Raw genomic sequence first — 13,801 nt, 5'->3', positions numbered from 1 at the left:
CGATGACAAAAAAACAACGTATGATCGGACTTTTAACCGGCGCCGGAATGCTGCTGTTCGGATCGATCAGCGGATGGCTGTTTTATAAGAGCAAACCGGTGGCGCAGCGCACGCGGATGTCGACGATGATTCCGGTGGTGGAAGTAACGGAGCTGACGCGCGTGTCGGTGCCGGTGTCAGTGGACTGTATGGGCACAGTGATTGCTGATCGCGATGTTTCAATTCAGGCGGAGGTGGCGGGACGGATTACCGGCACGCTGCCGGGGCTGGTGGAAGGGGTTTTTGTAAACGCCGGCGATGTGCTGCTGACGATCGACCGCAGCGATTATGAACTGGCGGTGCAGCAGGCGGAAGCGGCACTGCACGGCGCGCAGAGCGCGCTGCGGCAGGAGGAGGGCCGGCAGGCGGTGGCGAAACATGAGCTGGAACTGATCGGCGAAGGCCGGAGCATGGACGATGCGTATCGAGATCTCACGCTGCGTGAACCGCAGTTGAAAGCGGCCCAGGCGGATCTTGACGCGGCAAAGACAAAACTGGAGAGAGCAAATCTCGATTTGCGGCGTACAAATATTGCAGCGCCGTTCGATGCGGTGGTACAGAGCGTGGATGTGGACCCCGGCGATTATGCGTCGATGAACCGCACGCTGCTTCAGCTTGTAGCGACAGACCGGTTTTTTGTGCGCGCATCGCTGCCGTTAAATGCCCTGTCACTGTTTCCGGAGATTGAAAACAATTCATATCCGGCGGAAATTATTTTAACAGACGGCACGGTGCGCTCCGGCACGCTTTATAAACTGCTGCCGGACTTAACAGCGCAGGGACGCATGGCGCGGATTCTGATTGCAGTCGCCGATCCGTTTGCCGGCGCCCGCCCGTTGCTGCTCGGTGAAGTGGTGCGCGTGAAGCTGACGGGACAGACAGAGGAGAATGTCTGTCTGATTGAGCGCACAGCGTATCGCGACGGTTCAAACGTCTGGATGGTGGACGCGGAAAATAAAATGCACATTCTGCCGGCAGAGTTTGTGCAGGGCTATGAGCAGCAGGTGCTGGTGCGTGTTCACTTTAAAGAGGGCTGGCAGCTGGTGAGTTCAGATATTCCGGCGCCGGTGCAGGGTATGGAGCTCCGCATTCATAACGCACCGGAAGGAGCGGCGGAATGAGAATACGCGGTCCGATCGCCTGGATGGCGAATAATCCCGTCGCGGCAAACCTGCTGATGCTTACCTGTCTGGTCGGCGGACTGATCGTATTTTTTCAGGTGACGCAGGAAGTGTTTCCGTACGCGGAAGAGGACATTGTCACGGTGAGCGTGCGCTATCCCGGCGCTACGCCGGCGGAAGTGGAGCAGGGCATCTGTCTCGCGGTGGAAGAAGCGGTGCGCGGCATCGAAGGCGTCAAAGAGGTGATCGCCACGGCGAATGAAGGCTCGGCGTCGATTTCCGCCGAAATTCTGGACGGCTCCGACCGCATGAAGGTTTATCAGGACATCAAGAGCGAAATTGACCGCATCACCACCTTTCCGCTCGATGCCGAAGAGCCGCAGGTCTCCTTGCAGGTGCGCCGGCGCGGCACGATGGATCTTGTTCTTACCGGCGACATTCCGGAAGTGAGTCTGCGTATGCTGGCCGAGCAGGTGCGCGACCGCCTGCTGCAAAATCCGTATATTACACAGATCGACCTCGCCGGCACGCGCAACTTTGAAATCAGCATCGAAGTCTCGCAGGAAAATCTCCGGCGCTACGGATTAACGCACCGCAGCATCGCATCGCAGCTCTCTAACGAAGCGGTGGAGCTGTCCGGCGGCGGGATTAAAACGGACAGCGGCGAAACGCTGCTGCGGATGAAAGAGCGGAAAAATTTCGGCTATGAATTTGAACAGGTCCCGGTCGTTACCTCCGAAGACGGCACGCGCATTCTGCTCGGTGAAATTGCCACGGTGATCGACGGTTTTGAAGACAGCGACCGCTTTGCCTATTATAACGGCCGGCGCGCCGTCATGCTCGAAGTGTATCGTGTAGGTGACCAGACGCCGGCGCAGATTTCCGGCGCCGTCGCTGAAATGCTGCCGCAGATCCGCGCCGAACTGCCGGACGGAGTGGAAATTGCCGTTTTAAACGATCGTACCAAAATGTTCTTTCAGCGCGCCGCACTTTTGCTGAACAACGGCTATATGGGGCTGCTGCTTGTTGTTCTTTTTCTCGGCATCTTTCTCGAGATCCGCATTGCGTTCTGGGTGATGATGGCCATTCCGGTTTCATTTCTCGGCTCCGTCATTCTCATGCCGCTGTGCGATCTGTCCATCAATATGACCACCATGTTCGCATTTATTCTCGCGCTCGGAATGGTTGTGGATAATGCCATCGTTGTCGGCGAAAACTATTATTATTATCAGCAGAACGGTATGCCGCCGGTTGATGCGGCCGTCAAAGGCACCCGAGAAGTGGCTACGCCGGTAGCCTACAGTATTCTCACCAACATTGTGGCCTTCATGCCGCTGCTCGTGCTGCCGGGTATGATGCGCCGCAATATGGGACCGCTGCCGCTCATTGTTATTTTTGTCTTCATCTTTTCGTGGATTGAATGCATTTTCATTCTGCCGGCGCACCTGTCGCACGGCCGTCTGCGCGGCGAGAAACGCGGTCTAAATGCGTGGATCCACCGGAAGCAGCAGAAATTCAGCGGATGGTTTGAGCGGTGGGTTAAAAATAAATACGGGCCGTTCCTTAATTTCTGTTTAAAACACCGTTACCTCGTGGTCGCATTTTCGGTCATGCTGCTGCTGACCGTCTCCGGCTACTGGGCCAGCGGACGCCTCGGGTATCAGCTTTTCGCCACGATCGAAAGCGATTTCGCACAGGTTTCTCTCGTTATGCCGTACGGCACGCCGGTGGAAAAAACGGCGGCGATTGCCCAGCGGATTGTCCGCGCGGCACAGGAGCTGGTTGAAGAATCGGGACATCCCGAACTGTGCGAAGGAATTTTTTCGGATGTCGGCCGCGGCGGTTCGCATCAGGTCAATGTTCGCGCATATCTCGCGGATGCCGAAGTGCGTGATAAAATTATGAGCACCACCGAATTTGCAGCGTGCTGGCGCGCAAAAGTCGGGCCGATTCCCGGTATGCGCTCCGCCCGTTTTTCTGCCGACTCCGGCGGCGGTCCCGGCGCCGGTTATGCGCTGACGGTGGAACTCCGGCACGAAGACGTTGATACCCTTGAAACCGCCGCGCAGGAGCTCGCGGTGGAACTGGGCGAGTTTCCGCGCGTCACCGATATCGATGACGGCGTTCTGCAGGGCAAACCGCAGTTTGACTTCACGATGCGCGCCGAAGCCGCCAGTCTCGGACTCACTGCCGAAGATGTCGGACGCCAGATCCGTTCCGCGTTTGAAGGCACCGAAGTGCTGCGGCAGCAGCGCGGACGTAATGAAGTGAAAGTGAAAGTCCGTTATCCGGCGGAAGAGCGCCGGCGCATGTACAATCTCGAAAACTTTATTTTGCGCACGCCCGACGGCGGCGAGGTTCCATTGCTTGAAGTGGTCGACATCGAAAAAGGCTACTCCTACACCTCGATCCGGCGCCGCGACGGATTGCGCACGCAAACCATCCGCGCCGATGTCCGGCCGCGTTCCCGCACCGGCGAAGTCATGGCGCTGCTCGATAACACCGCTCTGCCGAAACTTATGCGTAACTATCCCGGACTTTCTTACAGCTATGAGGGATTGCAGAAAGAAAGCCGCGATAGCCTGGCCAGTTTGCGTGTGACCCTGCCGCTGGTTCTGATCGCAATTTATGCGCTGCTCGCGATTCCGTTTAAAAGCTACTCGCAGCCGCTGATCGTTATGGTCAGTATTCCGTTCGGCGCCATCGGTGCGGTGCTCGGTCATGTTATTATGGGCTATTCGATGACGATGAACGGGCTGGTCGGCATGCTCGCGCTCGCCGGTGTTGTCGTCAACGGCGCGCTGGTCCTGATTGATTTTGCCAACGCGCGCCGGAAAACTCACGACAATGCGCATGATGCTGTAGTCTCCGCCGGCATTCAGCGGTTTCGTCCGATCATGCTCACCACATTAACCACGTTCGCCGGACTCGCGCCGATGATCTTTGAAACCTCGCGGCAGGCGCGCTATCTCATCCCGATGGCCATTTCACTCGGCTTCGGCCTGCTCTTTTCAACCACCATTACGCTCGTGCTCGTACCGGCGCTCTACATGATCACCGAAGATATTAAGCACGGCATTCATAATTTCTTCCACCATCAGCATGAAAATTAAACGATTCTCATCCGCCGGCGAATTAATCGCACACGGCCTGGAGACATTCCGCAAACTGTTTCCGGCGTTGTCCGCGCCGGACGGGCTGATGCTTTCCGGCGGAGAAACACCGCTGGAACTCTACCGGCGTTTTGCCGGCGAAAAAATTTGTACGCAAGGAACTCTGTTTCTCAGCGACGAACGTTACGTTCCCGTTTCAGACCCGCAAAATAATTACGGAGTGATCGCGCCGTTTTTTGGCGCCAGCCATATTGTTCGCGTCCGGACAGAACTGCCGATTGATGCCGCGGCAAAAACATTTGAAAACAATTTGCGCCGGATTCAGCATATTCCGTTCGGCCTGCTTGGTTTGGGAACTGACGGTCACACAGCATCACTGTTTAATCTGAACGATGCAGCGCTGCGCGATGAACGGCTGGCAATTCCAGTCATTAAATTGAAAAAGCCTGACCGGATCAGTGTGACTCCGGCGCTGCTGTTCCGGATAAAAAAAATTGTTATCCTGGCCACCGGCCAGGCCAAGCAGCCGGTGATTGAAAAGTTGTTAAAAACACCGGAAACTATTCCCGCCGGTGTCGCCCTTGCCGGCCACCCGGATGTCGAAATCTGGACGGATAATATGAAATGAAGCTGATTTGTATTGATTAATTCAAACCACGATTCGCACCGCGTGGAGCAGACATTCCTGTCTGCCCCATATTTATCGGCGCGACCTTTTGCAAATTAAAACGAAACTGCTCTTAAATGTTCATCTGCGGTAAAAATTTTGCGTGCTTCGCAATTGTTTGTTGAAAAATTCTCCCTGTTTCTTCTGTATTGAAATCCGTTTATATCCGTATCATCCGCGGTTAAATAAATACCGGTTAAATTGATCTTGATATAAGTGAACTTTATTCACCGTCTTCGGGCTGGTCAGAAATTTCATCGCCGTCTGCCGGCAATGTTTCACGCTCGCCGGAAAGATCCACCTTTTCAATGCGGCTGAAACGGCTGGTAATTTTGCGGGCGGAGGTTTGAACTTGCGATACCTCTGTATTTGCGAGGTCAATGCGTTTTGCCAAACTGTCCATGCGGGTTTGAAACCGGCTGAAATCTTTGGCGAGCATATTGAGGTGCTCCTGAATAATATGCACCTGCTTCCGCGTTTTCTCGTCTTTCAGCACAGCGTTCGCAGTGGTCAGCACCGCCATCATCGTTGTCGGCGATGCCATCCAGACGCGCGCCCGCTGCGCTTCCTGCACGAGGTCGGGATGGTGCGCATGAATTTCGGCAAAGACAGCTTCAGCAGGAATAAACATCATGGCGCCGTCGGCAGTTGCGCCGGGAATAATATATTTGCCGGCGATGTCTTTAATATGTTTGCGGATGTCGGCCTTAAATTGAGTTTCCGCCGCACGGCGCTCAGATTCCGGCTGCGAGATATCGGTCATTTTTTGAAAATTTTCGAGCGGGAACTTGGAATCGATGCAAACGGTGCCGGTGGGCGGCGGAAGTATCAGCACACAGTCGGCGCGTACGCCGTTGGGAAACGTATATTGAAAGGCATAGCTGTTCGGCGGGAGAATGTTTGAGATGAGTGCGTTGAGCTGTACTTCGCCGAATGCGCCGCGCGAACGTTTGTCTGCAAGCACTTCCTGCAGACTGACGACACTGCCGGAAAGTTCGGCGATTTTTGCCTGCGCCTTATCAATCGTGATCAGCCGTTCAATCAGCTTTTCCATTTGCGTCTGAACAGCCTCTTCGCTTTTCCGTCCGCGCGCCTCGACCTGATCGGTGAGGGAGGTTAAGTTTTTGGTGAGCATGTCAATCTGGGCGTCCTGCCGCGCCGTACTGCGCAGCGCGCCGGCAAGCTGAATGAGGATCAGCATAATCAAAACCGCGAGAAACATAAGGATGATCAGTTGCATGCAGGCACTATGAATCAATCATGTTCAATATTCAATTTCCAAAATTTAACACTCAGTGAACAATCGGAGAGTGAAAATTGATAATTGAACATTCAGCATTCCCGATGCATACTGCTCCCGCTTTTTAATTATGAAACCACCAAAACCATCCGGACATTTCAGTAAACGGCACCAGGTGCCGGACAGCAGTTTTTATACGCAGCAAATCCCGGAAAAGCCGCTCGATGATTTATTGCGCGAACAGTCTATTTCTCCGGCACAGAAGTTGACGTCGCGACACAAACCGCCGCGCTTGCGAGAAAGCAGTAACCGCGTCGGCGTATATCATATCTGCCTTCTGTGGGTGCGCGCCATCATTATTGTTGCGGCAATCGGCGGCGGAGTAATCATGGTAAAAACCATTACCAGGCACCTGGAAAACCCGACCGAAGCACAGAAGCAGAGATGGGCGGAGCATGCCCAGCGGTTACGTGAGATCGGCACCGGCGGCGCAGTCGCACAGCAGTTGGAAGTGATCGATGCCGAAAGTTTAACTGCCGGAATTGAACAACAGATGATCCGGTGGGATGCGGCGAACCGTAATTTGAATGCGGCAAAAGCGGCGCTTCAGCGCAGAGGCATAGAAGGAGAAGCGGTTGAACGTTTACAACAAACTCTGCAAGCCTCGCCGGAAAACCGCGAAGCGCTGCAGCTGCTGTTCACTCAGCTGCTCCGTGAAGAAAAATATGCCGAGGCCGTTCCGCTCGCAGTAAAATTGATGCATCAAGACAGCTCGGATGTCAATATGCAGATCCGCTTTCTGCAGACGCTGCAATATGCGGATTACACCGCCGCCGCGATCACCGTCGCCCGCCGTCTGCTCGAACTGCGGCCGGACAGCATTCCGGTACTTGAAATCGCAGCACAGTTGCGTATCGAAGATGATGATCTGGACGGAGCGCTCGACGTTTATCAACACATTCTCAGTCTGGATCACCGCAACATCACCGCGCTGCGCGGTGCTTCCGCTATTCTGAGTTCGCGCGGTGACTGGACAAACGCTGCACCGCATTATGTTGATCTCGCGCGCAACGCACCGGACGAAGAATCGTTCAAGTGGCTTGCGATCAGCTATGCACAGCTCGTTAACGCCGAGCGCGCCGTTAGCTATCTCGGTCAGGCCGCCAGCCTTTACGGCAGCCCGGTTGTCGCCGGCTGGATTCAAAGCCCCGGCTTCGACCCCATCCGCGAAACCGATGAATTTCGTGTTTATGTCGACTTCCTCGCCGATGCCGAAACCCGCCGCGCGATTGAAACTCTCCGCCGGCATGAAATTGAGCGTCGCCGGACAGATCGTATTTTCCAAATCGAGATGCCGAAACGCCCGAGCCTGCTCGATTCGATGAAAAACTGACCGGCGAAAGGAGCCTGAATGCAACCGGTACGGCGCCCGCTCATGGGAATTGCTTTATCTATTGCCGCCGGACTCTGGCTTGAACAGGTTTTTCAAATTCATCCGCTGTTATTGCTCGCCGCCGGTTTTTTTCTGCTCATGGGTTGCTTCTGGGAAACAGACGCGACGTCCTCGTCGCGTCTACGTTCAGCTCCATCGGTTTTTATCTACCTCACATTTTCCATTCTTGCCGCCGCAGTGATCGGCATTCGCACCGAGTTTAAACCGGCCGCATTACTGCACGCCGAAACAGCCGCAAGCCGGCAGCACATTCGTGGAATTATCATGGACGATCCGGCGGACATGGATGGCCAAACCGTGTTTCGTCTGCGCGTCAGCGCGGTAAATTTTACCGGCGAATGGCTTAAAGAAAACAGTGCCGTTCAGATTTATCTGAGCCGTCCGGCGCAAGCGCCGGCGTACGGTGAAGAATGGGAGTTTGCCGGCAGCTACACCGCATATCCAAAAACATTCAGCGGGCTCTCCGGTTATTTCTCTGCGAGTGACGCGATGTGTCTTGCCGCCGCAAAAAACAGATTTCTTGCGCGCTGTTATTCCGCGCGCCGCGCCGCTGCAAAAATTATTGCGGCGGAAATGGAGGGTGCACAGGAAAATCTGCGTCTGCTCGAAGCACTGCTGCTCGGACTCCGCCGCTCACTGCCGGATTCATTGTACCGCGCATTTTCATACACCGGCATGTTTCACATTTTTGCCATCTCCGGGCTGCACGTCGGCGTTATGGCGGCGATCCTGGCCGGCGCGCTGAAAACCGCCGGAATTTCGCGCCGGTGGTGGGGAGTTTTTTTAATTCCGGCACTGTTCATTTATGTCGCTTCCACCGGCATGAAGGCCAGCGCACTGCGTGCTTTCACCATGGCATCCATCTATTTCCTGGCGCTGCTGTTCGGTCGCCGTCCCGATGTGCCGTCGGCGCTCGCCGCCGCGGCCATTATTCTGCTCGTCATCGGTCCCGAACAGATTTCTGATCCCGGCTTCCTGCTCTCATTTATTGTAGTTTGCGGTCTCGTCATGGTGCACAGCTTTGTCATGCGGCGTATCCGCCCGCACTGGACTGCGGCCTTCAAAACATCCGGTGCGCGAATGTTCAAAGCCGCCGGGCTGCTGCTCCTCACGTCCATCGCCGCGTGGATTTTTTCCATGCCGCTCTCCGCACGTTATTTCAACACCGTCTCGCCTGCCGCCATCGCCGGCAATCTCGGCGTCATACCGCTCACGTTTGTGATCGTGCTCACCGGTTGTTTTTCGCTGCTCACCGGGATCATTTTTCCACCGGCGGCACTGATGTTCAATCACGCCAACCGCATCTTCACCTCCGTTCTCATCGCCGGAACCCAATGGCTTGCCGCTGTTCCCGGCGAGCGGTTTTTTGTACAAACGCCGCCGGCGCTCAGCGTGATCTTATGGTACGCCGGATTTTCATCTCTTTTTACCGGACCGGTGCGGCTGCGCAAAATTTCCATCGCGCTGATTGGTTGTTCCGTACTGCTTTGGCCGGCGATCAATTATGCACCGGCGAAACAGATCGAACTCCATCGTCCGGTGGATTCCGCTATTGCCATACGTACGCCGGATCGCGGCTGGATTCTTGCCACTGCCGGCAGCCGCTTTCAAACTGCGCGCACCGTTCGTTTTTTGCAGCAGCACGGGGTCAATCATCTCGACGAGCTGATCATCACTCACCGCAATGCGGCGCCGGAAGCGGCTGAACAGCTGCAGGAAATATTTCGTCCGCGTTCTGTAACACGCGGAACAGGCATTAAACTTGTCCGAGAATAATCTGCAGCGCCAGATTCGCCTGCATATGAGCAGCGATGCCGACGCGCGGCGCCATCAGCCCGTGTTCCGGAGACAAACCGGTTTTTAAATCGCCGACAATGTACACATTTGCAGACAGCTTTTTCACACCGATTGTTTCGCCGGCGCCGCACCCCGCCATGCCGGATGCGCCGATAAACGGAATTCCGGCGCACTGCGCAGTAAATTCCTGCAGCAGCATCGCTTTCTGATCGGCGCGGTCAAACGCCTCAATCATTACATCCACGCCGGAAAAAATCGGCGATACATTTTCCGGCATAATTTTTTCAGCGTACAGTTCTAAAGTAAGATACGGATTAATCCGGCGCAGATTTGCGGCCAGCGCATCGGTCTTCAGTTCGCCGAGCTGATCCATAAAATAATGCTGACGGTTTAAATTGCTCGGTTCAACGCGGTCAAAATCGCCGAGAATCAGTTTTCCGATTCCGGAACGCGTCAGCGCGACCGCAACCGCTGAACCCAGTCCGCCGAGTCCCGCGATCCCCGCCGTTGCCGCTTTCAGTTTTTCATGCACCGCCGCGCCGTGCCGTTCAATCAGAACCGCATCCCACTCCGTTTTCGTCAGTTTTGTTTTCATTTCATCGCAACCTTATTTAGAGTGGTGGGGCAGACTTTCCAGTCTGCCCTGCACAGACAGGAATGTCTGCGCCATATGCAGTTTTGTTTTCATTTCATTGCAACCTTATTTAGAGTCGTGAGGCGGACTTCCCAGTCTGCCTTGCACAGACAGGAATGTCTGCGCCACATTCAGTTTTGTTTTCATTTCGGCGCAAATCTGTTTATGGTTTGCAACATGAAAGCAAAAATCGGCTGGATTGTCATTCTGTTTGCCGCATGGAGTCATTTCGTTTTTGCCGCAGAAACAAAAATGACTCAAACGGCTCTGCCGCCGGCGGCAGAGGGGAAACAGCTCGTTTATGAGATTCCGATCAAAGAGCAGATCAGTCCGTCGCTGCTGTACATCATCCGGCGCGGGGTTACCGCCGCCGAAAAAAATCACGCCGATGCAATTGTATTTGTGATGGATACGCCCGGCGGACGCGTCGACGTCACGCGCGAAATCATCGCCATCATCCGCGACATTAAAACGCCGGTGTATACATTCATTGAGCGCGACGCCTATTCCGCCGGTGCCATTATCGCGCTCGCTACACCGAATATTTATATGGCGCCCGGCAGCGTTATCGGCGCCGCCACGCCGATGATGATGAGCCCGGCCGGCGGCGCGCAGGATTTAAATGAAGAGGTCAGCGAAAAAATGAAATCCGCCGTCGCCGCCATGGTGCGCGCCGCTGCAGAGCAGGGCGGACACGATCCGGCGCTCGCTGAAGCGATGGTGCGGCGTGAAATGGAATACAGCATCGGCACCAATGTTGTCAGCAAAGCCGGTGAACTGCTCACACTCACCGCCAGTGAAGCCGCCGGAATTTTATCCAAAGGCACCGTTGCGGACGTTCCGGCACTGCTCACCGCCGCCGGAATGACCGGCGCCGAAATTGTTACGCTTGAAGTCACCGGTGCCGAAAAACTTGCGCGCATCATTTCGGTTGCGGCGCCGATTCTTTTAATGATCGGACTGGGCGGAATTTACCTTGAGATTAAAACACCGGGGTTTGGAATCTTCGGTATCGGCGGAATTCTTGCGCTCGCGCTTTTCTTTTTTGGACACCATATCGCCGGACTGTCCGGCATGGAAGATATCGTCATATTTGCCGTCGGCGTTATGCTGCTGCTGATTGAAATTTTTGTCACACCGGGGTTTGGCATACTCGGCATCAGTGGCATTGCGCTGATCATTCTTTCACTCGTCACCGCCATGAGCTGGAAAATGCCCGGCGAACTTCTGCCGGCAATTTCCGGCGGCGGAGCCACACTGCAGACTGCACTCATCAACCTCGCCATCGCCTTCGCCGGGTTAATCATATTTGCCATTGCCGCCGCCAAATGGCTGCCGGAAGCGCGTGTTATCCGGCCGCTCATGCTCGGCACCGACTCAGAAATTTCCGGCGGTGCTGTGCGCGAACGCACAGATCTGATCGGAAAGGAAGGCATCGCGCTCACGAACTTGATTCCATCCGGGCGCATCCGGATTTCAGGTAACGATGTCAACGTCATTTCACGCGGCGAATTCATCGCAAAAGACACCGCCGTAAAAATCACCGCAGTGCATGGCAGCCGGATTATTGTCGAAAAAATTTAATAAATTGTTATCTTTTTTGAAAAAGGATTTTTATTATGCCGTATAGAAATAAAACATTTGTATCTTTCGATGCCGATTCTGACATGCATTATTATCGGTTGATGACGGCATGGAAACAGAATGATGGTTTTTCGTTTAACTTTTATGATGCGCATGATTTATGCCAAGCGCGAGATTCTAGTAAAGAAGAATCCATTAAAGCGCAATTAGCTGAACGATTGAGAAACTCTAAAATGTTCCTTTTATTAATCGGTGAAAAAACTAGATATTTACACAAATTTGTACATTGGGAAATAGAACAAGCAATAAAACGCGAATTACCAATAATAGCGATAAATTTAAATGGCAAACGATCTTTTGATGCAACACGGTGTCCCCCAGTTCTTTCCGAAAAACTTGCAATTCATATTAGTTTTGGGTGTAAAATCGTTCAACACGCCTTGGATAATTGGACTAGGGCGTGTTAACACTATTGCATTTATTTGCGGATGGTTGTAAAAATGCCGCATGAAACTTACGCAGAAACAATATGACCGGATAGCCGATGCGTTTCCGACGCAGCGCGGCAATGTCTCTTTGGATCATCTAACCGTGATGAATGCCATTCTCTATGCGCTCGAAAACGGCTGTAAATGGCGGGCGCTGCCGGCGGAATTCGGCAACTGGCATACCATTTACACCCGCATGAGCCGCTGGGCAAAAGCCGGCGTACTGAACCGGATTTTTGTTCAACTGCAGGAAGAGGCTATGCTTTATGTCCGGATCGACGCCATGTCACTGGACAGCACCAGCGTCCGGGTTCACCCGGATGCCTGCGGGCCTGCAGGGCGTTGAAAAAAACGGCCCGCAAGCCATCGGGCGGTCACGGGGCGGACAAACCGCAAAGATACATCTGGTTGCCGCAACTGCTCGTCAGGCAGTAATTTTCTGCTTGTCTGCCGGCAACGAGGGTGACGCGCCGTGGGGCAGAGAACTGCTGATGCGTATGGGCAGAATCCCGGAACCATGCCGGCTGCTTATGGATCGTGCGTATGAAGGGGATGAAACCCGGGAACCGGCTCAGGCGCCGGGGTTTATACCCGTTGTTCCGCCCAGCCCGAACCGGAAAAACCCATGGGATTACGATACAATAATCTATAAAAGACGGAATGAGGTTGAGCGACTCATCCGGCGGGTGAAATCCTATCGCCGGGTATTCACCCGGTATGACAAACTGGATATTATGTTTTTAGGATTCATTGTCTTCGCGTTCATCGTGGAATTCTTACGTTTGTGTTAACACGCCCTAAACAAAAAACGCTGCAAATTAATCGCGCTCCTGACAGGGCTGACTGTCAGATCAAATTGAGACTAATATGCTTTATATAAGAACCAGAGTCCGGTGAAGATTAAAAATCCGGCCAGAACTCTGGTTAATGCCGTTTCAGACATCCGTCGTAATAAACAGAGGCCGAACAACGCGCCGCTGATCATGCCGCACATGCCGGGCAGTAACAGGTTCAGATCGTTCATTTCCAGATTGCCCCGGTGCAGAAACTGAACCGCCCTGATTGCATTTCCCAGTGTAAACAGCAATTGAGTTGCTGCGACAAAGGTAAACCGGTCCAGATTCCGGTTCAGCAGAAAACTGACGACCGGCGGTCCGCCGGTTCCGAATGCGCCGGTCAGCAGTCCGCCCGCAATGCCGCATGGAACGCCGCCCGCAACCGGATGCCAGGTTTTCTGTATCTCTTTTTTGCGACATCCGGCCATGATGCGCTGAATGGCGGCGAATATCATTAAGCCGCCCAGCAATGCGCTCAGAAATTTTTCGTTAACGGAAAACAATAGAATTCCTCCGAACGGCACACAAATGAGATAGGTGATTAACAGCGGAATCAGACCGTTCAGGCGTACGTGATGCCGCAGCTTATACAGGAGATACAGATTTAATAAAAAACTCAGCGGCGCCAGCAGAATAGAGGCTTCTTTAATGTCCATCACCAGGCCGAGCAGCGCAATGGAGACAATCCCAAACCCGAAGCCGGTGACGGAGTGCGATAATCCAGAAATAAAAAGAGCCATGGTGAAAAGCACAATGGAGAAAATACTGTATGAATCCATGAGAGACCTGTTTATTTTTTAAGTAACGGAGATCGATTTCTTCGGCGCTG

Annotated in this window: 10 protein-coding genes and 1 pseudogene; 8 read left to right on the top strand and 3 right to left on the bottom strand. The window is 53.9% G+C overall.

Going from position 1 to position 13,801, the window contains the following annotated elements; genetic code table 11:
* The first annotated feature begins 2 nt into the window (after positions 1 to 2).
* From WC959_00110 to WC959_00100, 3 genes are read left to right on the top strand one after another with little or no spacing between them, the layout of a single operon-like run.
* Positions 3 to 1,160 carry an efflux RND transporter periplasmic adaptor subunit gene (locus WC959_00110; GenBank protein ID MFA5687549.1) on the top strand — a complete coding sequence of 386 codons (1,158 nt, stop codon included), beginning with the start codon at positions 3 to 5 and terminating at the stop codon, positions 1,158 to 1,160.
* A complete protein-coding gene (locus WC959_00105) occupies positions 1,157 to 4,273 on the top strand; it encodes an efflux RND transporter permease subunit (GenBank protein ID MFA5687548.1) in 3,117 nt (1,038 codons plus the stop codon). The genes WC959_00110 and WC959_00105 overlap by 4 nt, the downstream gene beginning before the upstream one ends.
* The gene (locus tag WC959_00100) at positions 4,263 to 4,901 is read left to right on the top strand and encodes a 6-phosphogluconolactonase (protein MFA5687547.1); all 639 of its coding nucleotides are present in this window, start codon (positions 4,263 to 4,265) and stop codon (positions 4,899 to 4,901) included. Before WC959_00105 ends, WC959_00100 begins: the two co-directional genes overlap by 11 nt.
* 262 nt (positions 4,902 to 5,163) lie before the next feature.
* Here the strand turns inward: WC959_00100 and WC959_00095 are convergent, their stop codons facing one another.
* Complete coding sequence (locus WC959_00095) at positions 5,164 to 6,141, bottom strand: DNA recombination protein RmuC (GenBank protein MFA5687546.1); 978 nt, start codon at positions 6,139 to 6,141, stop codon at positions 5,164 to 5,166.
* A gap of 169 nt (positions 6,142 to 6,310) precedes the next feature.
* Here WC959_00095 and WC959_00090 point away from each other — a divergent pair, with 169 nt between their 5' ends.
* On the top strand, positions 6,311 to 7,573 hold the full coding sequence (locus WC959_00090) for a hypothetical protein (protein MFA5687545.1): 1,263 nt from the start codon (positions 6,311 to 6,313) through the stop codon (positions 7,571 to 7,573).
* Positions 7,574 to 7,591: 18 nt separating this feature from the next.
* Positions 7,592 to 9,409 carry a ComEC/Rec2 family competence protein gene (locus tag WC959_00085; GenBank protein ID MFA5687544.1) on the top strand — a complete coding sequence of 606 codons (1,818 nt, stop codon included), beginning with the start codon at positions 7,592 to 7,594 and terminating at the stop codon, positions 9,407 to 9,409.
* Here WC959_00085 and thiF read toward each other — a convergent pair.
* Positions 9,390 to 10,025, bottom strand: coding sequence for a sulfur carrier protein ThiS adenylyltransferase ThiF (thiF, locus tag WC959_00080; protein ID MFA5687543.1), 636 nt, complete (start codon positions 10,023 to 10,025; stop codon positions 9,390 to 9,392). The genes WC959_00085 and thiF overlap by 20 nt on opposite strands.
* 216 nt (positions 10,026 to 10,241) lie before the next feature.
* Between thiF and WC959_00075 the strand changes: the two genes are divergently transcribed.
* The 3 genes and pseudogenes from WC959_00075 (at position 10,242) to WC959_00065 (ending at position 12,927) form a co-directional block, all read left to right on the top strand.
* Complete coding sequence (locus tag WC959_00075; protein ID MFA5687542.1) at positions 10,242 to 11,648, top strand: NfeD family protein; 1,407 nt, start codon at positions 10,242 to 10,244, stop codon at positions 11,646 to 11,648.
* Positions 11,649 to 11,683: 35 nt separating this feature from the next.
* Complete coding sequence (locus tag WC959_00070; protein ID MFA5687541.1) at positions 11,684 to 12,115, top strand: TIR domain-containing protein; 432 nt, start codon at positions 11,684 to 11,686, stop codon at positions 12,113 to 12,115.
* A 40-nt stretch (positions 12,116 to 12,155) separates the two neighbouring features.
* Positions 12,156 to 12,927, top strand: a pseudogene (locus tag WC959_00065) (IS5 family transposase).
* 71 nt (positions 12,928 to 12,998) lie between these two features.
* Here WC959_00065 and WC959_00060 read toward each other — a convergent pair.
* On the bottom strand, positions 12,999 to 13,751 hold the full coding sequence (locus tag WC959_00060) for a sulfite exporter TauE/SafE family protein (protein ID MFA5687540.1): 753 nt from the start codon (positions 13,749 to 13,751) through the stop codon (positions 12,999 to 13,001).
* Positions 13,752 to 13,801 lie beyond the last annotated feature (50 nt).

The organism is Kiritimatiellales bacterium (genome assembly GCA_041656295.1).
Lineage (GTDB): Bacteria > Verrucomicrobiota > Kiritimatiellia > Kiritimatiellales > Tichowtungiaceae > Tichowtungia.
This window is presented reverse-complemented; position numbering and strand designations above follow the sequence as displayed.

What these genes read in the sequence shown, in the direction of transcription:
- thiF (MFA5687543.1), bottom strand. Translation starts at nt 10,025, where the DNA reads ATGAAAACAAAACTGACGAAAACGGAGTGGGATGCGGTTCTGATTGAA.
- WC959_00110 (MFA5687549.1), top strand. Translation starts at nt 3, where the DNA reads ATGACAAAAAAACAACGTATGATCGGACTTTTAACCGGCGCCGGAATG.
- WC959_00075 (MFA5687542.1), top strand. Translation starts at nt 10,242, where the DNA reads ATGAAAGCAAAAATCGGCTGGATTGTCATTCTGTTTGCCGCATGGAGT.
- WC959_00085 (MFA5687544.1), top strand. Translation starts at nt 7,592, where the DNA reads ATGCAACCGGTACGGCGCCCGCTCATGGGAATTGCTTTATCTATTGCC.
- WC959_00090 (MFA5687545.1), top strand. Translation starts at nt 6,311, where the DNA reads ATGAAACCACCAAAACCATCCGGACATTTCAGTAAACGGCACCAGGTG.
- WC959_00070 (MFA5687541.1), top strand. Translation starts at nt 11,684, where the DNA reads ATGCCGTATAGAAATAAAACATTTGTATCTTTCGATGCCGATTCTGAC.
- WC959_00095 (MFA5687546.1), bottom strand. Translation starts at nt 6,141, where the DNA reads ATGCTGATCCTCATTCAGCTTGCCGGCGCGCTGCGCAGTACGGCGCGG.
- WC959_00100 (MFA5687547.1), top strand. Translation starts at nt 4,263, where the DNA reads ATGAAAATTAAACGATTCTCATCCGCCGGCGAATTAATCGCACACGGC.
- WC959_00105 (MFA5687548.1), top strand. Translation starts at nt 1,157, where the DNA reads ATGAGAATACGCGGTCCGATCGCCTGGATGGCGAATAATCCCGTCGCG.
- WC959_00060 (MFA5687540.1), bottom strand. Translation starts at nt 13,751, where the DNA reads ATGGATTCATACAGTATTTTCTCCATTGTGCTTTTCACCATGGCTCTT.